We start from the raw sequence: 21718 nt of genomic DNA, 5'->3' as shown, positions 1-21718 counted from the left end.
TTTTATAGTGTATTGTGTGAATTAAATTTCTTGCTTTTGAAGTGTTGACGTGTAAAATAATTTTATGATAAAATAAAAATTTTGCTAAAAAAACGAATGTGTGTTAAGCTTGAGAAGGTTACCATATATGGAGGTGGATTATTTGTTTCAAATTGGCGATAACATTGTTTATCCAATGCAAGGAGCAGGTATAATTGAAGCCATAGAAGAGAAGGAAATCGCAGGAAAAAAACAACAATATTATGTTATAAAAATGTCGGCTAGTAATATGGAAATAATGATTCCTGAAGGGAAAATATTGAGTTCAAATATACGACCAGTAACGGATATCACGGCATTAATACACATAATAGATATTTTTCAACATGGAGAATCAGATAGATTACTTACGTGGAAACAAAGATATAAATTGAACACTGATAAAATAAAAACGGGTAAAATGCAAGAAGGTGCTGAAGTTGTGCGTGATTTAATGCGTATACAGAAAGAAAAAGCACTTAATGCAAGCGAAAAGAAAATGTTAGATAACGCACATGAGTTTTTGATTAGTGAACTAGGATTAATTGAAGGTATCACAGAAAATCAAATAAAAAGCTTTTGTTAAGGTTTATTACAAATAATGTATTGCATCCCAAAAAAGATTCTGAATTTTTTGGGGACAAAATTATAGACAATCAATCATTTCAAAGACATTCAACTCTTTTAAACCACTTTTTTGAGCATTAACCTCTTTTGTTATTACTACAATCAAATCCATTTTTATTTTTTAATTCTTTTACGATTGTTCGAAGTTTAATGAAACACTTCGATAGAATAGTTACTTGATTTTTGCAATCCTGATTCACACTGGCACGGACGAGGAGCCGTAAGGATGAAAGAGAGGTAGGGCTTTCATTGTTTTAGGTTTATAAGTTATTATTTTTAGAAGAATACTGAACCATTTCCACTTCTATTGATAAGGGATTTTTTATATGTGAAGAGATAAAGAAATTGATACCCATATATGGTCAACTAAAAAGGTTTCCTACTAAGGAAACCTTTTTAGTTGATTTATCCCGCTATTTGCCGGGCAGTAAGACCCCCACCTCAAAATTTAGCGGAAGCAAAGGAGTTAGGTAGGGATCAACTACCCGTAAAAGCCCGATTGGTGAGGGCTAATAATCAGTGGTGGGATGAACACCCCCCACTGATTAAAGTTTCATTTTATAGCATTCTATTTGTTTGATATTCGAATGTTTTGTGGTTAGAGCGTATAAATTGACGTTACTATCTAAAAGTAAGTATGATGCGATTATAGTAAGAATATTTTTAGGGGGAAGAAAAATGACAAGTTCAAATAATAAAGCGGCAAGTATTTATGAAGGAACAAATATAAACGCTTGGGGATCTTTTGAAAACATTGAAGAAACGAAGTTGTTTGATCCGATTCAAATTGGATCTTGGTCTCTTCGTAATCGTATAGCAATGGCACCGATGACGAGATGTTTCGCGAATCATGAAACGGGAGTCGTTGGTGCTGACGTAGTTGAGTATTATAGAAAGCGTGCAGCTGATGGAGTTGGATTCATTATTACAGAGGGAATCGTCATTAGCCCAAGAGCAAAAGGGAATCCAGGAGTACCAGGAATTTATACACAAGAACAAATCGATTCGTGGAAGCCTGTTACAGAGGCAGTACATAAAGAAGACGGGACGATTATTGCTCAAATATGGCATGTTGGACGTATGAGTCATCACGAAATAATAGGTGGGCAAATGCCGCAAGCGCCTTCTGCAATCGCTGCAGAAGGGAATGTTCCGCGTTTTCGTAAACCATTTGATACGCCAGAAGAAATGACGTTACAAGAAATACAAGAAGTTATCAGTCAATACGCACAAGCTGCGAAAAACGCGATCGAAGCTGGGTTTGATGGGGTAGAAATTCACGGTGCACACGGATATTTAATTGATCAATTTACTTATGAGTTTGCTAATAAGCGTACTGATAAATATGGCGGTGACTTAAAGCAAAGGTTAACGTTTATGAAAGAAGTAACTGAGGCTGTAATAGAAGCAGTTGGAGCTGATAAAACACTTCTTCGTTTCTCTGCTTTTAAAGGGGATAATCCTACTTATATGTGGGAAAACCCTGAGCTGGCAATTGAAACATTCGTAAATATGTTTAAAGAAGTTGGATTAACGATGATTCACCCTTCAACGATGAATTATACGCAAGTGATTGCTGACGGAAAGAATTTTCATCAATTAGTAAGAAAATATTGGGATGGTACGATTGTTGGAGTTGGTAATTTAAATCCGAAAGAGGCAGAAGAAGCACTGCAAGAAGGAACAATTGACGTAGCTGCATTCGGAAGACCGTTAATTGCTAATCCAGATTTTGTTCATCGAATTAAACATGCTGAAAGTTTAGTTGAATATGACGCGAAAGAGCATCTTGCTACATTAATTTGAATAAAGATAAAAGGAGAACACATGGAGTGTTCTCCTTTTATTATGGAATTTCATAGGGGGAAGCGAGATGAGTGAAACGCTACTCGTTATTATTAGTATATTACTATTATTAATGTTGCTTTTAATCGTCTTTTTTATTATCACATTTTTTATAAAAAAACGGACGCATCATTCTATTTTAAAATTACATCCATACTTAGGAAGAATGCGTTACTTATTGGAAAAGATAGGGCCGGAATTCCGACAATATTGGTTTGATCACGATACAGATGGAAAACCTTTTTCACGTTACGATTTTCAAAGTGTTATGTTTTTAGCGAAGTATCGCTCTGAAATACTTGGTTTTGGGTCGAAACGAGATTTTGAAGCATCTGGTTATTATATTGCTAATACGTTGTTTCCGGTATTAACAGAAGAATTAAGTGTGAACGTAACGCAAGAACGTGAAGGGAAAAAGTATGTGATTCATAAAGAAGGATTATTTTCACGGAGAGAAAAATTGACAGCGGATACAACGAATCTTTGGTTATACGAAGAAGACGATGCAATTATCGTCGGCGAAAATCGTAAATATCCGTGGAAACTGTATGGCATGTTTGGGGCATCAGCAACTTCTTACGGTGCGATTGGCGAAAATTATATTTTAGCGAGCGGCTTTGGAGCGAAAATGGCAGGCGGATCGTGGATTAATACTGGTGAAGGTGGCGTTATTCCAGAACATTTACATACAGGGGCGAATATCGTGGCGCAAATTGGTCCAGGGCTATTTGGATACCGTGATGAGGACGGGAATTTTTCAATGGAGAAATTTATGGAGAAAGTGAAAGAAAGTAATATTAAAGCATTTGAATTGAAATTTGGGCAAGGTGCGAAAATACGTGGTGGTCATTTAGAGGGGCAAAAAGTAAATGAGAAAATTGCTTCTGTTCGGAATGTACGAGTAGGAGAGACGATTAATTCTCCGAATCGATTTTCATTTTTGAACAATGCAGCAGATACACTTTATTTTATTCAGCGTTTGCAAGAAACTGGCGGGAAACCAATCGGTATGAAAATTGTAATTGGACAGCAGGAGCCGTTGGAAGATTTATTTAAAACGATGAAAGAGTTAAATATCTATCCGGATTTTATTACAATTGACGGTTCAGAAGGTGGATCAGGAGCAACATATAAATCGATGGCAGATAGTATGGGGATGCCGCTTATTCCAGCGCTACTGACATGTATTGATACAGCGAATCAGTATGGTGTTCGTGATAAATTCAAAGTGTTTGCCTCGGGGAAATTAATTACACCAGATAAAGTGGCAATTGCTTTAGCGATTGGTGCAGATGCTGTAAACTCGGCACGTGGTTTTATGATGGCAAGCGGTTGTATTATGGCGCTTCAATGTAATTCTGGCCAATGTCCATCTGGTGTTGCCACGACGAATCCGCACTATCAAAAAGCGTTAGATCCGTATGAGAAGAAGTGGCGAGTTATGAATTATATTATTAGTATGAGATATAGTTTGTTTTCGTTAGCAGCAGCAGCGGGAGTAAAGAGTCCACGTCATTTAAAGAGAGATCATATTGTATTTAAAGATGAGATGGGGCGGATAGTTCCTCTCTCAGAATTGTTTCCTACTAGTAAATAGAAGTAAGCTATGTTTAATAGATTAAAAGTCATACATTTGTATGGCTTATTTTTATTAAAAAAATAGGTGTTTTATTTTCTGAATATTTTTACTTTAATTCTTTTTAAAAACCGGGTAATCCACTGGGATAAAGGCGTTTATGAAGGTTTTCACATGCAGTAAAAAACACCTGTTCACTTGAAAGAACAAAAAATGTTTGTTAAGGTAGGGAACCATAAGCGAAAACAAGAAAATAGAAAAAGTCATTTTTCGAAATTTTGAATGGCTTATGTAACTAAGGGAGAGATTTGGTGAAGATTGAGATTATGGTTTCGCTTGCTATTTATATGGCAGGTATGTTGTATATCGGTTATTGGTCTTATAAGAAGACATCCGATTTATCAGATTATATGTTAGGCGGAAGGGGACTCGGTCCAGCAGTTACAGCTTTATCAGCTGGTGCTTCTGACATGAGTGGTTGGATGCTAATGGGATTACCTGGTGCGATGTATGCGACAGGGTTATCAAGTGTATGGATTGCGATAGGTTTATTAATAGGTGCTTATGCAAACTATTTAATTCTTGCCCCGCGTTTGCGAACGTATACAGAAGTGGCTAATGATTCAATTACGATTCCAGACTTTTTAGAGAATCGATTTAAAGATCGTACGAAAATACTTCGTTTTGTCTCCGCTATCGTCATTTTAGTATTTTTCACATTTTATGCGTCGGCTGGTTTAGTATCAGGTGGACGTTTGTTTGAAAATTCTTTCAACCTTGATTATAAAATTGGTTTATTTGTAACTGTCGGTGTCGTAGTTGCTTATACACTATTCGGTGGTTTTTTAGCAGTAAGTTGGACCGACTTTGTGCAAGGGTGTATTATGTTTATTGCTCTCGTATTAGTACCAATTGTTGCTTTTACAGATGTCGGTGGTGTAACAGAGACATACAATACGATTAAGCAAGTTGATGCATCGCATTTAGACATGTTTAAAGGGACCACAATTCTTGGTATTATTTCCTTTTTAGCATGGGGCCTTGGGTATTTTGGTCAACCACATATTATTGTCCGCTTTATGGCAATTACCTCTATTAAAGATTTGAAAACTTCTCGTAGAATCGGTATCGGTTGGATGGCGATTTCCATTATAGGTGCAATGCTTACTGGCTTGGTTGGTATCGCCTACTATGCTAAAAATAATGGGACATTACAAGACCCAGAAATGGTCTTTGTAACATTCTCAAACATTTTATTCCATCCGTACATTACTGGGTTTTTATTGTCAGCTATATTAGCTTCTATAATGAGTAGTATTTCCTCGCAATTACTTGTTATTTCAAGTGCAGTAACGGAAGATTTCTATAAAACATTTTTCCGTCGTAACGCAAGTGATAAAGAACTTGTATTTATCGGTAGACTGTCAGTTTTAGTAGTAGCTATGATCGCAGTTGTTTTAGCGTATCATCCAAGTGATACAATTTTAACACTCGTCGGTTATGCTTGGGCAGGATTTGGTTCAGCATTCGGACCTGCCATTTTATTAAGTTTATATTGGAAAAGAACGAACAAATGGGGCGTTCTTGCTGGGATGATTGTTGGTGCAGTAGTTGTAATTACTTGGGTACAAATTCCAAGTTTAAAAGCGACTATGTATGAAATGGTACCTGGATTCTTCTGTAGTTTATTAGCTGTTATTATCGTAAGTTTAGTAACGAAAGAACCAGTTAAAGCAATTCATCGTGAATTTAATGAGATGGAAGCAGTGCTGGAAGAAGAAACGAAATGATTTGAAAAGGGAGTAAACGGTGAATAGTGTTTACTCCCTTTTCATTTTAAATGAAATAAGTAACTTGTTGACAAAGAAAAGTAAGTAACTTATAATAAGTGTTAATTTCGAGGTAAATGATATTCTAAATCACGTTTTATCCCACTTTAATGGGCGGTAAGCCCCCCACTGATTATGGTATTAAAGTGAGTAAATTTTTTGGAAACTATCTTGAAATCGAGATAATTTCGATAAGTTAAACGTTAATGTGTAATTTTATAATTAATATCTCGAATTCGAGATAAAATTATCATGACGGATTTTACTAGGCAGTATGGACAAAATGAATAATGAATTTTAATGTAAAGCAATTTTTATAATAGAATAAAAAGGAGTGGACGAAATGGAAAAGAAAACAATGGGAATTCATCACATTACAGCAATCGTAGGACATCCACAAGAAAATGTAGATTTTTACGCTGGTGTGTTAGGTTTACGTTTAGTAAAACAAACAGTGAATTTTGATGATCCAGGTACGTACCATCTTTATTTTGGTAATGAAGGAGGAAAACCGGGAACAATTATTACGTTTTTCCCATGGGCAGGTGCTCGTCAAGGAGTTATTGGTGACGGTCAAGTAGGAATCACTTCTTATGTTGTACCAAAAGGGGCAATGCAGTTTTGGGAAAATAGATTAGAAAAATTCGATGTTTCGTATACAAAAATGACTCGATTTGGAGAGCAGTATTTAGAATTTGATGATCCACATGGTTTGCATATAGAATTAGTAGAAAGAGAAGAGGGTGAATTAAATAATTGGACTTTTGGAGAAGTTACGCCAGAAGTAGCAATTAAAGGATTTGGTGGTGCAGTTCTTTTATCAACGCAGCCTCAAAAAACAGCCGAACTGTTAGAGCACGTTATGGGTCTTGAGAAAATTGGGGAAGAGGGCGAATTTGTTCGATTCCGTTCTTCTGCTAATATTGGAAATATTATTGATTTGAGATTATCGACAATTGGTCGTGGCCAAATGGGCGTTGGTACAGTGCATCATATTGCTTGGAGAGCGAGTGACGATGATGATCAGCTAGACTGGAAAGAGCATGTGTCCCGTTTTGGATACCACGTAACTCCTGTACAAGATCGAAATTATTTTAACGCAATTTATTTTAGAGAACACGGTGAAATTTTATTTGAAATTGCAACAGATCCCCCTGGTTTCGCTCATGATGAATCGTTAGAGACGATGGGTGAGGAATTAAAGTTACCGGAACAATATGAAAAACATAGAAAACAGATTGAACAAACGCTTTTACCATTTGAAGTGAGACATTTAGATTAAAGTGATTGAAAGGGGAAAAGGATTATGATGAAACATATTTTTCAAAAAGGAAAAGATACGTCAAAACCAGTATTGCTATTACTTCATGGTACAGGAGGTAATGAATTAGATTTATTACCACTTGCAGAAATAATTGATCCGGAAGCATCTGTATTAAGTGTTAGAGGAAATGTATTAGAAAATGGCATGCCACGTTTCTTCCGTAGATTGGCAGAAGGCATTTTTGATGAAGAAGATTTGATTTTCCGTACGAAGGAATTAAATGAGTTTTTAGATGAAGCTTCAAAAGCATATGAATTTGATAGAAATAACATTGTAGCTATCGGGTATTCAAATGGAGCAAACATTGCGGCAAGCTTATTATTCCATTACGAAAATGCGTTAAAAGGTGCTGTGCTTCATCACCCAATGGTGCCTAGAAGAGGAACACAATTGCCTAATTTAGCTGGGAAATCCGTGTTTATTGCTGCTGGGACAAATGATTCAATTTGTTCATCTTCTGAGTCAGAGGAATTGAAGCTACTATTAGAAAATGCAAACGCTAATGTAACAATGCATTGGGAAAATAGAGGACATCAATTAACGATGGGTGAAGTAGAAAAAGCAAAAGAATGGTATGGAAAAACAGTTCTATAAGTATAAATAATAAAAGAAGCATCTGCTAACGATTAGCAGATGCTTCTTTTATTATTTAAGACTGGATTGCAAGGTGAGGTGAAGAAAGTGGTAGGTGAATATCAACGACCGTACCTTTATTTAATTCACTTGAAATGTGTAATTTACCATGATGTTCTTCAATTATTTTGTAACACATCATTAATCCTAGCCCTGTGCCTTTTTCTTTTAAACTATAAAACGGTTCGCCTAAACGGGAGATACGATCTTCTGGGATACCGCAACCTTCATCGATGATCCGTATTAAGATGAAATTACCCTCTAATGGTTTTGTTTGGATGAAAATATTTCCGCCATTTGGCATTGCTTCAATCGCATTTTTTAATATATTTATAAAAACTTGTTTTAATTGGTTACCGTCACATTGAATATCATATACGTAATCAAAATGGTCCATAATGATATGAACGCTGTGCATAATAGCAGTCGGTAAAATAAATGTAACTACCTCTTCAATTAAAGTTTGTATGTTACAAGTTTGGATTGCTAATACTTGTGGTTTAGACATCGCCATAAATTGACTCGTGATAGATTCCATCTGTGAAATTTCACTTAACATAACATCGATATACCACTTCTGCTCCTCATTTATTTCAGGGAGTAGCAATGTTAGAAAACCTTTTAGAGAAGTGAGTGGATTTCGAATTTCATGAGCAATTCCAGCTGTCAGTTGTCCGACTACGGCGAGCTTTTCAGATTTTCGTAATAACTTTTCCGTTTCCTTTAGCTCAGTAATATCTCTTCCCATTACGATAAGACCTTTACGGGAGCCGTCAGGGTGATAGAGAGGAACCTTCGATATACTTAAGATTAGGTCGAAATCATCTCTATGAATAATAAATTCTTCACCATGAAGAATTTGTCTTTGTTGCCATGCTAATTCATCGACTTCTTCACAATGTAAAAAAGCTTCTCGGTACGCTTCATTATATTGAATGAGTTCACTATCTTTTTTTCCGTGGTAAGGTACATGATGGAAATTGAAGCAAGAAAGTGCGTAGTCATTTGCCTCAAGCCAGCGCCCTTCATGATCTTTAAATATAACAAATGCAGGCATGGAGTTTACTAATGTACGCAACCTCTTCTCACTTTCTTTAAGCTTTTTCTCAATTCTTTCTGATTTTTCAAGAGGCTTCATAATGGCATATACGCCAGTTAGACGATTTTGGACAAAAATAGGAACTAGTTTTGTCACGACGTCTAATAAAAATCCATTTTTATGATAAATAGATAATATATACTCGTGCTGATTATCAGCTTTAGTGTTCTTTATATTTTGTAATACTTGCTCAGAAATATGAGCTTCTAAAATAGAGGTAATGCTTTTTCGTTCTAATTCTGAAGAAGTGTAACCTAGTGTTCTTTCGGCAGAAGGATTAGTGTGTATAATAATTCCTTCTAAATTTAATGAAATAATACTATCAGGATTGTGTTCGAACAGAGATGCATACATTTCTGTTAATGAACGATCTTGTATATGGTTCCGTAAACGTCTAGAAATGTTCGGATGACGTTTTCTTTGAGTTGATGAATATTTTTTACGACTCATAATAGTTCCTCCGTACAAATAGCATCTAAAAAGATTTGTCTATTCATAACTATAATATAGATGTAATGTGTATTTCTATAAAAAATGGAAGTTATATAATAAATTTTGTTTTCTTTATTTTGGAAAAGTGCGTATAGGGTGGTAATAAGGGGAGCTTATATTGTTTTATAAATCATTTGTAAGTTACAGGAGTAGGTTTTCCTTATAACATTAGGGTAGAAGAGGGGGAGAGAAAATGAGAAATTATATTCAAGGTATCGATCATGTACAAGTAGCTGCGCCTGTAGGGTGTGAAGAAGAAGCGCGAGAGTTTTATAGTAATAAAATTGGTATGGAGGAAATCCCAAAGCCAGAGGAATTAAAGAAGCGCGGTGGGTGCTGGTTTAAGTGTGGAAATCAAGAGATTCATATCGGAGTTGAGCAAAACTTTACCCCAGCTAAAAAGGCACATCCGGCTTTTTATGTTTTAAAAATAGATGAATTTAAACAAGCGTTAATACAGCAAGGCATTGAAGTAATAGATGATCATGCACGACCAGATGTAATTCGATTTTATGTGTCAGATCCGTTCGGAAATCGAATTGAATTTATGGAAAATAAAAACTAGGTGGAAATCCACCTAGTTTTTTAACCTTTTCTAAACAATCCTAATACTTCAACCGTTTCTGTAATGTTAACGAATGCATGAGGGTCAATTTCAGAAATTGTTAATTTCATACTTGCTAATTCTTCACGAGAAACGACTGTCATAAGTACACGTTTCTTTTCGCTAGAATAAGCACCTTCGCCATCAAGTAATGTAATGCCACGTACAACAGTTGAAAGAAGTTGTTTTTTCATTTTTTCTGCTTCATTTGTTACAATCATAAGTGTAACCTTCCGATGTTTCGTATGAATAGCATCAATAACTTTACCAGTTACATAAATCGAAAGTAAGCTTGTAAGAGCAACATCCCAAGTGAAGAAGAATCCTGCAATGATTACAACGACTGCATTTAAAACAATAAGGAATCCGCCAAGTTTAATATCTCTTTTGCGAGACAACAACATACCGATAATATCAAATCCACCAGTTGATCCATTACAGTTAAAAACAAGACCGATACCAGCTCCGGCAATAACACCACCAAAGATAGATGATAAAAGTGGATCTGTTGCTACGACTTTCACTGGAACATAGTATAATGCAACAGATAATACAATCACAGAGATAATCGTGTTAAAAATGACTTTTTTTCCAAGACCTATGTATCCTAAAATAAGGATAGGTAAGTTTAATACAAAGTTAATAATACCTGTGTTTACAGGAGTTACAATCCCTAAAATAATAGCAATTCCGCCAATTCCACTACTTAAAATTTTGTGGGGGATAAGGAAAAGATTAAAGGCAATCGCAATAATAATAGAACCAATAATAACACCAAGAAATCTGACCATCTCTTTCCCGTCCTTCACTGAAAAATTCATATTATTTCAAGATTATATATGATATTGAAAGTTTTGGGTAAAAACAGTTTATTTCGGAAAATTAGATTAATCAAAAGAATTTGAGTATTTTATCATTTGGAAGGGGATACAGTTATGAAGATAAAAACATATCAACAGAAAAGCCCGTTGAAGCAAGAATGTGAGGATTCTTATTTTTGTAATGAAGAAAAAAAGATTTATGGTGTATGTGACGGCGCAACACCACTTGTCCCGTTTCGTGATGAAAAGGGACATAATGGAGCATACATCGCTTCACATTTATTTGCAAGTTATTTTAATTCATTTCGCGAAAATCATAGTTTACAAGTTGCTGTTGCAAAAGCAAATGAAGCATTGCAAAGAAAAATGTTAGCATATGGAGTAGATACGAGAAAGAAAGAGCATTTGTGGTGCACATGTATCGCGGCAGTCCAAATAGTTGGTGAGAAAATTGAATATGCACAATTAGGGGACTGTATGATTGTTGCAATACTTCAAAATGGAACGATGCAAGTATTAACGAAAGACACGGTCGAAGGAATTAGTAAACGAGCAAAAAAGAAAAGAGAAGAAGATCGTAAAGAAGGGGTATCTGTACCAGAAGAACATGTTTTTCAAGATGTGCGAGAACAGTTAAAATATAATCGTTATCTTGCAAATATGCAGGGGGGGTATTCCGTTGCAAACGGAATGAAAGAAGCGATTCATTATTTACAGCATGGGGAATTACATATAGATGAAGTAAGCGGGGTTTTTATTTGTTCAGACGGATTATTCCACCCAGATTGGTCACTCGAACAAACTGTTGCATATATAAGAAAGAATAGTATAAATGAATATGTAGCAATTATTGAAGAACTAGAAGGGGAAAAGAGAATAAGACCAGATGATAAAACAATTATGATTATTGAATTGTAAGGGAGGATGTTCAAATGGAAATTAAATGTGTTAATTTAACATTTCAAGATGAATTAGTTCCTTTAGAAAAAGTAAATAAACTGATTATCCACCACACATCCGAAGATGGATGGGATGTGTATAAAACACATGAATTTCATCAAAAAGTAAGAGGGTGGAGCGGGATTGGTTATAATTATTTTATCGAAGCAGATGGAACTGTAGTCGAAGGACGTGGTTTACATATTGGAGCGCATGCGAAAGATAATAATAGAGATACAATTGGAATATGTATGACGGGTAATTTTGATAAATATGATCCAACTACCGCACAAATGAATGCATTATATTCTTTATGTAAAATGTTTATGAAGCAGTTTGCTATAAAGAAAGAAAATATACTCGGTCATAGAGAGCTAGAAGGAGTTACAAAAACTTGCCCTGGAAAGCGTTTTTCTATGGTAGAGTTAAGAAACGTACTATCCTAAATATAGAGGAGTAATAAATGATGATGAATATAAAAATACCAAATGATAAAAAAGAAGAGCTAGTAGCACAAATTCAGCAATTTTTCGTTGAGGAAGATTTAGATGAAATTGGACGCTTCCAAGCAGAGCGTTTAATAGAAGAAATGATTAAATTAGTAGGACCATTTGCATACAATCAAGCGATTGGAGATGCTAGAAAGCTTGTAACAGAGAAATTATCTAATATTGAAGAAGATTTGTATGTGTTAGAAAAAAGTGAAGGGAAGTAAACTTCCGTCAATTATAAAATAAGTGTTATGTCACGGCCTTTTTCGATGTTTTATTTGGAAAAGGCCGTGACATTTTTTTATTGTCATCAGGAAAATAATGAAACTTATTCCTCTATCTCGTACTCCATTCTTTTGCCATTTCATCATGATATGCTTCTGTCCAATGATATGGTTGCAACTCTTTTAAAGGTTTAAAAATAATATCTTGTTTAGCATTTGTAATCGCACACTGTACTTCTGGTCCCCAATAAAATAAACGTTCTTGGCATACACCACAAGGCGAGAGTACCTTTAATTCAGAATGCTCATTTTCTCTCGCAAGACAAATAGAATGTGTAACTTTCTTTTGAAATTTATGAGCTTCTAAAATTGCACCTGTTTCCATACAAAGTTCTGTTGAAGCATTTATTACGCCTGGAGCAACACTTGTATAAATTGTTCCATCTTCTACACGAATCGCTGCGGCTCCACCCCAATCGTTTGGATATCTTTGTTCAATTAACTGTTTCACCACATCATATAATTGTTGCTCAATATTCAATTTCTTTTCCTCATTTCTGCCCAAATTCAGGTTTGTTATTTCGAAATATTCTTTCTTTTATCATAATAGCATAAACAAAAAAATGGAATGAACATTTAATTTCAAGCCATCTTTTTGCCAAAAGGAACGTTTTTTTATAAAAAGATTGAGATTAAAAATATATAATCTTAATTTTATCTTTTTTTAATAATTTGTTTATGGGCAATTTATAGTTGTTATTTATAATTCCTATATATAGCAGCTATTGATACTACAAATAAGAAATTTGGATGTGTAACACTTTGTATTCCATTAGCTGTAATCAAAATTTATAACATAAATTGCGCACATAGAATCTTCTTTTGAAAGAAAAGTTGTGTAATTATTTGTTAAATGAAGGAAGGGATTGGGAAGCTATGAATAAAACAATTTTAAAAACATGTATCATATCAGCAGTTTTAGGTGGAAGTCTATTAAGTGAAACGACTGGAGAGGTGAAAGCAGAAGTAGTTACACCAAACACGAATCATACTGGGGTATTCAAAGATGTTCCAAAGGGGCACTGGGCATATGAGGCGATTCAGCAATTAACAGGCGAGAAAATCATTTTCGGCTATGATGATGGGAGATTTGGTTTTGGAGATAACGTGACACGTGAACAAGTTGCAGCTTTACTGTATCGTTATTTTAATTTGGCAGAAGAGAAAAATTATGAGAATCCATATGGGGACGTAAGTGAAGAGTCGACAAGCTATATAAAGGAAATCTTGTCTTTAACAGAAATGGGCGTTTTTAAGGGTGACGAGCACGGGAACTTTAGACCGAAGGCATCCTTAACACGTGCAGAAATGGCACAAGTTCTTACAAATGCTTTTCATTTAAAGGCAAAGAGTAATCATACTTTTAATGACGTTTCAACGAACTCATGGGCAAGCAATGCCATTAGTGCTGTTCAAACAAATAATATTGCAAAAGGAGTAGGCGGAGGGAATTTTGCTCCAAATATGGATGTGACGCGTGAACAGTATGCACAATTTTTATACAATGCAATACAAGAAACTGAGAAAACTCAAGAAACGAAAGGGCAACTATTAGCTAGCATACTTGGTGAAACAAATTGGCAAGGGACAAAAGTCTATGACAAAGATCATAATGATGTAACGAAAGAAAATCAGAATTTCATCGGGCTTGCAAAGTATGATGCTAAAACGGCAAGGTATGAATTTTTTAATGCAAGTACAGGAGAGAGTCGTAATGATAGCGGTACCTTTTTTATAACGAATGATGGAAAGAAAAGAGTACTAATTTCTGAGACGCAAAATTACCAAGCAGTTGTTGAATTAACGCAATTAGATAAAGAGAAATTTACATATAAAAGAATGGGGAAAGATGCAAAAGGGAACGATGTAGAAGTATTTGTTGAACATATTCCTTATCAAGAAAAAGAGCTATCTTTCACGCGACCTGATAAAAATTTAGAGAGCTCGACGGGTAAAATAGTTACGGATGTTGATGGAGATAAAATATTATCTAGTACACTATGGAATGGAACGGTGGTATTAGATGAACAAGGTAATAATGTAACAAAATACAATTCAAACTTAATCAGTCTAGCAAAATATGATAAAAATACAAATAAATATGAGTTTTTTAATGTGAATACAGGAGAAAGTCGTGGAGACTATGGTTTCTTTGATGTTGTACATGATAATAAAATAAGAGCCCACGTTTCGTTAGGAAATAATAAATACGGTGCAGTTCTTGAACTTACAGAATTAAATAAAGAGAAATTTACGTATACAAGAATGGGGAAAGATGCGAATGGAAAAGATATAAAAATCTTTGTTGAGCATGAACCGTATACAGGTGACCTAAAACCAAATTTCACAAAGTAAGCCTTTACTGTATGTAGCAAAGGCATTATGTTAGAAAAGGTTAGTAAGGAAAGATCAGAGTGATTATATAATTAAAATAGTTGTTTATAGACAAATAGATGCCTTGAGGCATCTATTTGTCGTTTTAAAATGATTTTATGGGGCAAATTCTCTTTTTTCAGACCTAGTCACTTACTACTTGCACAACCATACATTTTCGTTCTTTTATTTATTCTCTTTATGTTCTTTATATTCATGAACTTTTTCTTTTACATTACCGACAGTATCTTTAGCAGTGCCTTTTACTTTATCCCATTTTCCTTCAGCTTGTAATTTTTTATTGTCAGTTACTTTCCCGACAACTTCTTTTACTTCGCCTTTTACTTTATCAATAGCACCTTCTACTTTTTCTTTTAAACCATGATCATGTTTAGTCATACATTTCTCCTCCTTGTAGTTTGATTAGAATTCTCTTTTCATATTGCAAGTTGAATGATGTATCTAGCAATAGCGTAACAGATTTAGTTTGAATATTCAAATGATTAATAGAGTTGAAAAGGAATTGTCATAAAGTGTATAAAGTTGTAATGAGAAGAGAAAGAATGTTAATTATATGTTTTTGGCGGTCCAGATTGATTTTGTATAAGCGATCTTCATATGGGCACGTTCCATATTATTTTGACTGCTGCTACCGAATCTTGCTTGTCCGACTATTAAATGACAATTGGATTCAATAGCTGTCTCAATTCGCTTTTGAATTAAGGCAGTATGACAGCCTTTACGCTGAAATTCTGGCAAAGTAGCAGAAGCAGCTAATGATGCGACACCCTTATTTATATACAGGACACCAATGCCCGCAGGAATGTTTTGAACTTCAGCTATGAAAAAATGCCATCCTGGTTTATCGTAGAGAATTTCGTTATTTTGGCGCACACCATCTTTTGTAAAGGATGGCATGTTAAATCCACGTACATATATGTCTGCAAAAACATCAAACTCATTTTCTTTTAATTTGCGTACTGAAATGTTAGAAGGAACAAGGGACGGATCTTCTCGCGGTGTACTATATAAAGCGGTATGGAAGCTAGATTGATAAAAACCTTTTTCAGATAAGTATTGAAATAGTTCAGCTGTACCTTGCGCTGGCGTAATTTCAAAACGACAAGGGATTTGTAGTGATTGATAATAAGAGATGATTTCATCTATCTGAGTTGTATTTGTAATACCTTTTATCGTATTAAAAGCAGGACCAGCAATTACTTTTGATGAAAAGGCGGTGGCACTTCCGAATTGTTCTATTTGTACTTGCATTGGATTTTCTTTTATCGCTTGTAGTGCCTCTAATCTAGAAGAAAGCATATTTATTTCTGCGTTTTCTATTTCTTGTGCTGTATTGGGCGTCATAATTGTACTCATATAATTCCTCCGTCAGTAAATATATTTCATAGTACATATACGATGTTTGTTCTGATATTCCTGTTGAAATGTAAGAGAATATGAAGTTTTTTGGAAGGGAAATGGAAGTGGACTGTCGAAGGGAGTGGAAACAGATTAAAGGTGGTGCTCTCATGAAACAGAAAGACGTGCAGACATGCTCTAATTGTGGTTCTCATAACATAGGAGAAGGTGAGTTTGTCGGTTATGCACAAATACGGAAAAAGGAGACGATGTTTACATCTTCACCAGTAGATGCTTATATTTGTACAGATTGCGGAAATGTCCTTTTATTAAAAGTACGACATTACGAAAAGTTTAAGCAGAAGCCGTTATGATTATTGAGAAGTGGTCATATCCAACATTGTATACGAAACGTCTTATATTAAGGGAAATTAATATGAGTGATAGTTTACATATATATGAGTATGCTGCAGATAAAGAGATGACAACTTATACTGTATGGGATGCTCATCAATCGTTATGTGACACATATAACTATATAGAAGAAATTGTGAGTCAATATAATGAAGGACAAGTAGCGCCTCTTGGAATTGTGTTAAAAGAGAAGCAAAAACTTATAGGAACGTGTGGATTTATAAAATATGATTTGACCGTACATACAACAGAAATTGCATACGCCTTATCTCGGAAATATTGGGGAAGAGGATTAGCTATCGAGGCTGTGTTAGCTTTTTTCTACTATGGTTTTCATAAGTTGCATCTTAATAGTATTGAAGCGGAATGTGATTCAGAAAATGAAGCATCTGAAAAAATAATGAAACGTTTGAATATGGAGTACGAGTGCACGATTTAAAAGGATATGTTCATTAAAGGTAAGTATCGTGACACGAAAAGATATTGTATATCTCGAGAAAGATATATGAATAAATGAAATATTTTATATTAAAAACTCCTTTCAATGAATAAGGGAGTTTTTATTTTTTTGTAGCAATAATTACCTTTAATTTCTATAATTGGTTATTAAGAAGTAGTGGTTTATTAACATCATAATTTTAGAAGAAAAATAGCTAAATCGTATACAAAACCGCTATATAACATAATCGCAACCGTAAGTTGACAAAGTGCAACCGCGGGAAGATAGAGATAAGGGCTATGTTTACATACAATTTAGTTAAGAAAACGGAGGGGGACACACATATGGGATTTGGTGAAAAGCTTTTTAAATTAAGAAAGGAAAAAGGCCTTTCTCAAGAAGCGTTAGCTGAGAAATTAAACACGACAAGGCAAGCAGTTAGTAAATGGGAAAATGGTCAAGGGTTTCCTGAAACTGAAAAATTAATAATGATTGGAAATGTATTCGAAGTATCTCTTGATTACTTATTAAAAGAAAATGTTGAACAAAGTAACGAAAAGGAAAATGGTTATTACGTAAGCAAGGAAATGGCAGAAGGGTATATAGTGTATGGACAAAAAATTTCTAAATATATTGCGTTAGGATTTAGTTTGCTCATTTTATCTACAATACCATATTTATTATTTAAAGAAGATGTAACAATGTCTACGTTTCTTGTCATTATCATTGCTGTCTTTGGAATTGGAGCAATGATGGTACCTGTAACGATAGAAGAGAGTCGATACAATGTATTAAAAAAAGAAGAATTATTATTTGATCAAAACTTTCTAAAAGAATTCACAAAAAGATATGCGATTATTAAGAAAAAGTATGCTGCAGTAATGATCGTTGGATTTTGTTTTATAGCTGCAGGCGCAATCCCGTTTTTGTTTGAGAAAAAGCATATCACTTCAGGGGAATTAGTGCAGTATTACCCTTACTGTGTTGTACTTATTGCTATCGGAGTTTATCTTTTTGTTCGTGTGTTAGGAGTATTAGAGGCGTATCGAATTTTAGTAGAAAATAAAGAATATAGTAATCGTCTTATTTTTAAACTGAAAAAGAAAGTGAGAGAAAAGGTGGATAATTTTTAATAGGAGGAAACATATTTTTATGAAAAGTTAAGATAGGAGTGTAATGATGTCAAATCTTCTAGAAATTGAAAATCTAAGTAAATCATTTGGAAATAAAGTTGTTTTAAGAGATGTTTCTTTCAATGTGCCGTCTGGATCAATTGTTGGATTCATTGGTAACAATGGAGCTGGGAAATCAACAACCTTTAAAACAGTATTACAATTAATTTCTAAAGATAATGGTACAGTAAAAATATTTGGTAAAGAAAATATAAATAAAGATGCCAAGATTAAGGAAAAGATAGGAGTCGTATTTGATGCTATGAATCTCCCGGCTCATCTTACAATAAAACAACTAAATAAAGTTTTTGAAAAGATGTTTGAATCTTGGGATAGAGAAAAATTTTACCGATTAGTTCATTCTTTCTCTTTACCTACTAATGAGAAAGTAGGTAAATTCTCGCGTGGAATGTCAATGAAACTAACTATAGCTGTTGCGCTGTCACATAATGCAAAATTATTAATCCTAGATGAAGCGACGGGAGGTCTCGATCCTTCATCTAGGGAGCAGGTATTAGAGGAGTTAAAAAGTTTTGTGAGTAAAAGTAATGGTGGTATACTACTTTCTTCTCATATTATGAGTGATGTAGAAAAAATAGCTAGCCATCTTATCATTATAAAAGATGGAGAAATTTTATTGAATGAAGAAAAGAATAAGGTTTTGAACAATTATGCCATTGTAGATGTTGATGAGGAACAACTAACTTTAATTAACAAAGATATAGTTGTGGTGAAAAGGAATAATGGCTCTTATTTCAATGTACTTGTATCAGATGTGCATAAATTACCAAATGGGATCGCTCATAGAACCATTTCAATAGAAGAAATAAGTGTTTTATTAACAAGGAGTGAAAAATAAATGAAAGGTTTATTATTGACAAACTATTATCTAGTGTATCGAACTTTCTTTACGTTCATGGGAATAGCGATATTAGGATCGGGATTTGTTTTTTATTTTGGTAATGCTTCAATGTACCGTTTAATTGCTACATTCATTATCTTATTTGCTGCAATTCCTGCACTTGAAGTTATTAAATATGAGAGTAAGTCAGGTTATGAAAAATATGTACTTACTTTACCGGTTACTAGAAGTAATATTGTGCAAAGTCACTACTTTTTCTATTTTTTAGTTGTAATTATTGGTACTGTATTATCATATGGCATATTTTATGTACATAGTTTCGTTTCAGATACGCCAATTGATGATGAGATATTTAAGAGTGTTTCTTTAGGGACATTCATCATCCTTAATGCCGGAGCAATAGCCTACCCACTTCTCTATGTTTTTGGAGCAGAAAAATCTGATGCTATTACAATTGGGGGCGCATGCGGGGGACTTGTAACTTATTTTGGATTACAAAGTGTAATTGGCTATCTAATAGAACAATTTCCAATATCAAATTTAAATTTATCTGTATACGTTTCAATTCTATATACAATATTTGGCGTTATCATATATATCTTTTCTTTTGTTATTTCGGTATTTATATATCGTAAGAAGGAGTTTTAATGTGTTTTCTCTTAGTATTTTCTGAATTATTTCCAAAGAAATAATTCAGAAAATACAGAAAAATGTCGTGATTATTTGTAGAAGTCTGTTATAATAAACAAAAAATGAAAACGCTTTAAAGGGGGATGTAACCAATATGATGATGAATGTACCGCTAACAATTAGTTCTATGATGGAAAGAGCAGAAAAACTGTTTTCGAAGAAAGAAATTGTTTCACGGACACATGACACAGTTATGACATTAACGTATAAGCAGTTAGGTGAAAGAACGAGAAGGCTTTCCAGTGCGTTGAAAAAATTAGGAATTAAAGAAGGCGAGCGTATAGGAACGTTAGCGTGGAATCATCATCGACATGTGGAAGCGTATTTTGCTATTCCTGGTATTGCTTCCGTTTTACACACAATTAATATTCGTTTATCTCCTCAACATATTTCATACATTATTCAGCACGCAGAAGATCGAATTCTACTTATTGATGAAGATCTTGTACCACTTGTTGAAAAAATTCAATCTGAATTATCAACTGTACAAGCCTACATTATTATGACTGATAAAGATGAACTTCCAAATACTACGCTAGAACCTGTATATCATTATGAAAAGCTATTAGAAGAAGGCGATCCAAATTTCCAATTTGTAAAAGATATTGATGAAAATACACCTGCTGGTATGTGTTATACGTCAGCGACTACAGGAAATCCAAAAGGTGTTGTATATACGCATCGTAGTACTGTACTGCATTGTATGGCACTCGGTTTAGCAGATACAGCTGCTTTATCGGAAAGTGATGCGGCAATGGCTATTGTACCGATGTTCCATGTGAATGCTTGGGGACTACCTTTCGCAGCTACTTGGTTTGGATCAAAACAAGTTCTTCCAGGACCGATGTTTACGCCGAAAATTTTATTAGAAATGATTCAAACTGAAAAAGTGACGTTAGCTGCTGGTGTGCCGACAATTTGGCTTGGTGTATTACAAGAGTTAGAAAATAATAGTTACGATTTATCTAGTATGACGAGAATACTATGCGGTGGTGCAGCTGCACCGAAGAGTGTTATTAAAGCATTTGAACAGAAACATAATGTTCCGTTCATCCATGCATATGGTATGACCGAAACAAGCCCACTCGTAACACTTGCACGTTTAAAAAGTTATGAAACAGAATTATCATATGAAGAGCAATTAGAAATCCGCTCAAAACAAGGATATCTTGTCCCTGGTGTAGAGATGAAAGTAGTCGGTACAAATGGTGAAGTGAAGTGGGATAGTACGGAGATGGGAGAACTATGTTTACGAGCACCGTGGATCGCTGAAAACTATTATAACGATGATCGTACTGTTGAAGGCTTTCGCGATGGATGGTTATATACAGGAGATGTTGTCACAGTCGATGAGGAAGGTTGCATAAAAATTGTCGACCGCACGAAAGATGTGATTAAAAGCGGAGGCGAGTGGATTTCCTCTGTTGACCTTGAAAATGCGTTAATGGCACATGATGCTATATTTGAAGCGGCTGTCGTTGCCGTTCCTCATCCGCAGTGGCAAGAGCGACCAGTTGCCTGTGTCGTTCAAAAGAAAAATAGTACAGTAACAAAAGAAGAAATATATGAGTTTTTAAAACCACAGTTTGCAAAGTGGTGGTTACCAGACGATATTGTATTTATGGAAGAAATACCGAAAACATCTGTTGGGAAGTTTTTAAAACAGGCGCTTCGGAAAGAACTCGAGCATTTGCATAAAGAGAAATAATGGAATTTATATTTGTAAACCTATTTTAAAAATAAGTTGACAAATGCTAGATAGAAAGATAATATAACTCCTATAATATGTTATCTAAAAATCATTTTGAGTTTACAAATAGGAGAAGC

At 34.5% G+C, this 21718-nt stretch carries 21 protein-coding genes and 1 pseudogene; 17 read left to right on the top strand and 5 right to left on the bottom strand.

Annotated features, from left to right (window positions below; translation table 11 throughout):
* The first annotated feature begins 142 nt into the window (after positions 1-142).
* The 6 genes from ACTFSI_RS00265 to ACTFSI_RS00240 all read left to right on the top strand — a co-directional run bounded on the left by ACTFSI_RS00265 (position 143) and on the right by ACTFSI_RS00240 (position 7813).
* On the top strand, positions 143-604 hold the full coding sequence (locus ACTFSI_RS00265; protein WP_440045186.1) for a CarD family transcriptional regulator: 462 nt from the start codon (positions 143-145) through the stop codon (positions 602-604).
* Between the two features lie 719 nt (positions 605-1323).
* Positions 1324-2451: an alkene reductase gene (locus ACTFSI_RS00260; RefSeq protein ID WP_440045185.1), complete on the top strand. Its 1128-nt coding sequence runs from the start codon at positions 1324-1326 to the stop codon at positions 2449-2451.
* Between the two features lie 67 nt (positions 2452-2518).
* Complete coding sequence (locus ACTFSI_RS00255; protein ID WP_044793431.1) at positions 2519-4087, top strand: FMN-binding glutamate synthase family protein; 1569 nt, start codon at positions 2519-2521, stop codon at positions 4085-4087.
* Between the two features lie 290 nt (positions 4088-4377).
* On the top strand, positions 4378-5856 hold the full coding sequence (gene putP / locus ACTFSI_RS00250) for a sodium/proline symporter PutP (protein ID WP_440045184.1): 1479 nt from the start codon (positions 4378-4380) through the stop codon (positions 5854-5856).
* A 382-nt stretch (positions 5857-6238) separates the two neighbouring features.
* Positions 6239-7177 carry a ring-cleaving dioxygenase gene (locus ACTFSI_RS00245; RefSeq protein ID WP_440045183.1) on the top strand — a complete coding sequence of 313 codons (939 nt, stop codon included), beginning with the start codon at positions 6239-6241 and terminating at the stop codon, positions 7175-7177.
* A 24-nt stretch (positions 7178-7201) separates the two neighbouring features.
* Positions 7202-7813, top strand: coding sequence for an alpha/beta hydrolase (locus tag ACTFSI_RS00240; protein WP_000975439.1), 612 nt, complete (start codon positions 7202-7204; stop codon positions 7811-7813).
* 55 nt (positions 7814-7868) lie between these two features.
* Here the strand turns inward: ACTFSI_RS00240 and ACTFSI_RS00235 are convergent, their stop codons facing one another.
* On the bottom strand, positions 7869-9401 hold the full coding sequence (locus ACTFSI_RS00235) for a BA3702 family sensor histidine kinase (RefSeq protein ID WP_139896246.1): 1533 nt from the start codon (positions 9399-9401) through the stop codon (positions 7869-7871).
* A 235-nt stretch (positions 9402-9636) separates the two neighbouring features.
* On the opposite strand from ACTFSI_RS00235, the gene ACTFSI_RS00230 reads away from it, so the two are divergent.
* A complete protein-coding gene (locus tag ACTFSI_RS00230) occupies positions 9637-10008 on the top strand; it encodes a VOC family protein (RefSeq protein WP_001246942.1) in 372 nt (123 codons plus the stop codon).
* Between the two features lie 20 nt (positions 10009-10028).
* On the opposite strand, the gene ACTFSI_RS00225 is transcribed toward ACTFSI_RS00230, so the two are convergent.
* Complete coding sequence (locus ACTFSI_RS00225) at positions 10029-10838, bottom strand: YitT family protein (protein WP_000251333.1); 810 nt, start codon at positions 10836-10838, stop codon at positions 10029-10031.
* A gap of 144 nt (positions 10839-10982) precedes the next feature.
* Here ACTFSI_RS00225 and ACTFSI_RS00220 point away from each other — a divergent pair, with 144 nt between their 5' ends.
* Genes ACTFSI_RS00220 through ACTFSI_RS00210 form a run of 3 tightly spaced genes read left to right on the top strand, consistent with a single transcriptional unit; the run spans position 10983 to position 12522 of the window.
* Positions 10983-11786, top strand: coding sequence for a protein phosphatase 2C domain-containing protein (locus tag ACTFSI_RS00220; RefSeq protein ID WP_044793427.1), 804 nt, complete (start codon positions 10983-10985; stop codon positions 11784-11786).
* A gap of 14 nt (positions 11787-11800) precedes the next feature.
* A complete protein-coding gene (locus ACTFSI_RS00215) occupies positions 11801-12253 on the top strand; it encodes a peptidoglycan recognition protein family protein (RefSeq protein ID WP_044793425.1) in 453 nt (150 codons plus the stop codon).
* 17 nt (positions 12254-12270) lie between these two features.
* A complete protein-coding gene (locus ACTFSI_RS00210) occupies positions 12271-12522 on the top strand; it encodes a DUF2164 domain-containing protein (RefSeq protein WP_001983516.1) in 252 nt (83 codons plus the stop codon).
* Positions 12523-12634: 112 nt separating this feature from the next.
* Here ACTFSI_RS00210 and ACTFSI_RS00205 read toward each other — a convergent pair whose 3' ends face one another.
* Positions 12635-13063 (bottom strand): cytidine deaminase, encoded by a 429-nt coding sequence (locus ACTFSI_RS00205; RefSeq protein ID WP_001019674.1) that lies wholly within the window; start codon positions 13061-13063, stop codon positions 12635-12637.
* A gap of 395 nt (positions 13064-13458) precedes the next feature.
* Here ACTFSI_RS00205 and ACTFSI_RS00200 point away from each other — a divergent pair, with 395 nt between their 5' ends.
* The gene (locus tag ACTFSI_RS00200) at positions 13459-14937 is read left to right on the top strand and encodes a DUF4822 domain-containing protein (protein WP_044793424.1); all 1479 of its coding nucleotides are present in this window, start codon (positions 13459-13461) and stop codon (positions 14935-14937) included.
* Between the two features lie 204 nt (positions 14938-15141).
* Here ACTFSI_RS00200 and ACTFSI_RS00195 read toward each other — a convergent pair whose 3' ends face one another.
* The gene (locus tag ACTFSI_RS00195) at positions 15142-15354 is read right to left on the bottom strand and encodes a CsbD family protein (protein ID WP_000160409.1); all 213 of its coding nucleotides are present in this window, start codon (positions 15352-15354) and stop codon (positions 15142-15144) included.
* A gap of 171 nt (positions 15355-15525) precedes the next feature.
* On the bottom strand, positions 15526-16332 hold the full coding sequence (locus tag ACTFSI_RS00190; RefSeq protein ID WP_265153427.1) for a GNAT family N-acetyltransferase: 807 nt from the start codon (positions 16330-16332) through the stop codon (positions 15526-15528).
* A gap of 152 nt (positions 16333-16484) precedes the next feature.
* Between ACTFSI_RS00190 and ACTFSI_RS00185 the strand changes: the two genes are divergently transcribed.
* From ACTFSI_RS00185 to ACTFSI_RS00160, 6 genes and pseudogenes are all read left to right on the top strand, one after another.
* Positions 16485-16688, top strand: a complete 204-nt coding sequence (locus ACTFSI_RS00185) for a hypothetical protein (protein ID WP_000810208.1) — start codon at positions 16485-16487, stop codon at positions 16686-16688.
* Positions 16685-17245: pseudogene (locus ACTFSI_RS00180) on the top strand (GNAT family N-acetyltransferase). Before ACTFSI_RS00185 ends, ACTFSI_RS00180 begins: the two are co-directional and overlap by 4 nt.
* Before the next feature lie 266 nt (positions 17246-17511).
* On the top strand, positions 17512-18300 hold the full coding sequence (locus ACTFSI_RS00175) for a helix-turn-helix domain-containing protein (protein ID WP_346749456.1): 789 nt from the start codon (positions 17512-17514) through the stop codon (positions 18298-18300).
* A 46-nt stretch (positions 18301-18346) separates the two neighbouring features.
* Complete coding sequence (locus ACTFSI_RS00170; RefSeq protein ID WP_265153425.1) at positions 18347-19198, top strand: ABC transporter ATP-binding protein; 852 nt, start codon at positions 18347-18349, stop codon at positions 19196-19198.
* On the top strand, positions 19199-19849 hold the full coding sequence (locus ACTFSI_RS00165) for an ABC-2 transporter permease (protein ID WP_440045182.1): 651 nt from the start codon (positions 19199-19201) through the stop codon (positions 19847-19849).
* Positions 19850-19985: 136 nt separating this feature from the next.
* Positions 19986-21599: a long-chain fatty acid--CoA ligase gene (locus ACTFSI_RS00160; RefSeq protein WP_044793418.1), complete on the top strand. Its 1614-nt coding sequence runs from the start codon at positions 19986-19988 to the stop codon at positions 21597-21599.
* Positions 21600-21718 lie beyond the last annotated feature (119 nt).

Source organism: Bacillus cereus group sp. MYBK101-2 (genome assembly GCF_051918845.1).
Lineage (GTDB): Bacteria > Bacillota > Bacilli > Bacillales > Bacillaceae_G > Bacillus_A > Bacillus_A paranthracis.
The sequence above is the reverse complement of the archived record's forward strand: the minus strand, read 5'-3'. Positions and strand labels throughout refer to the sequence as shown.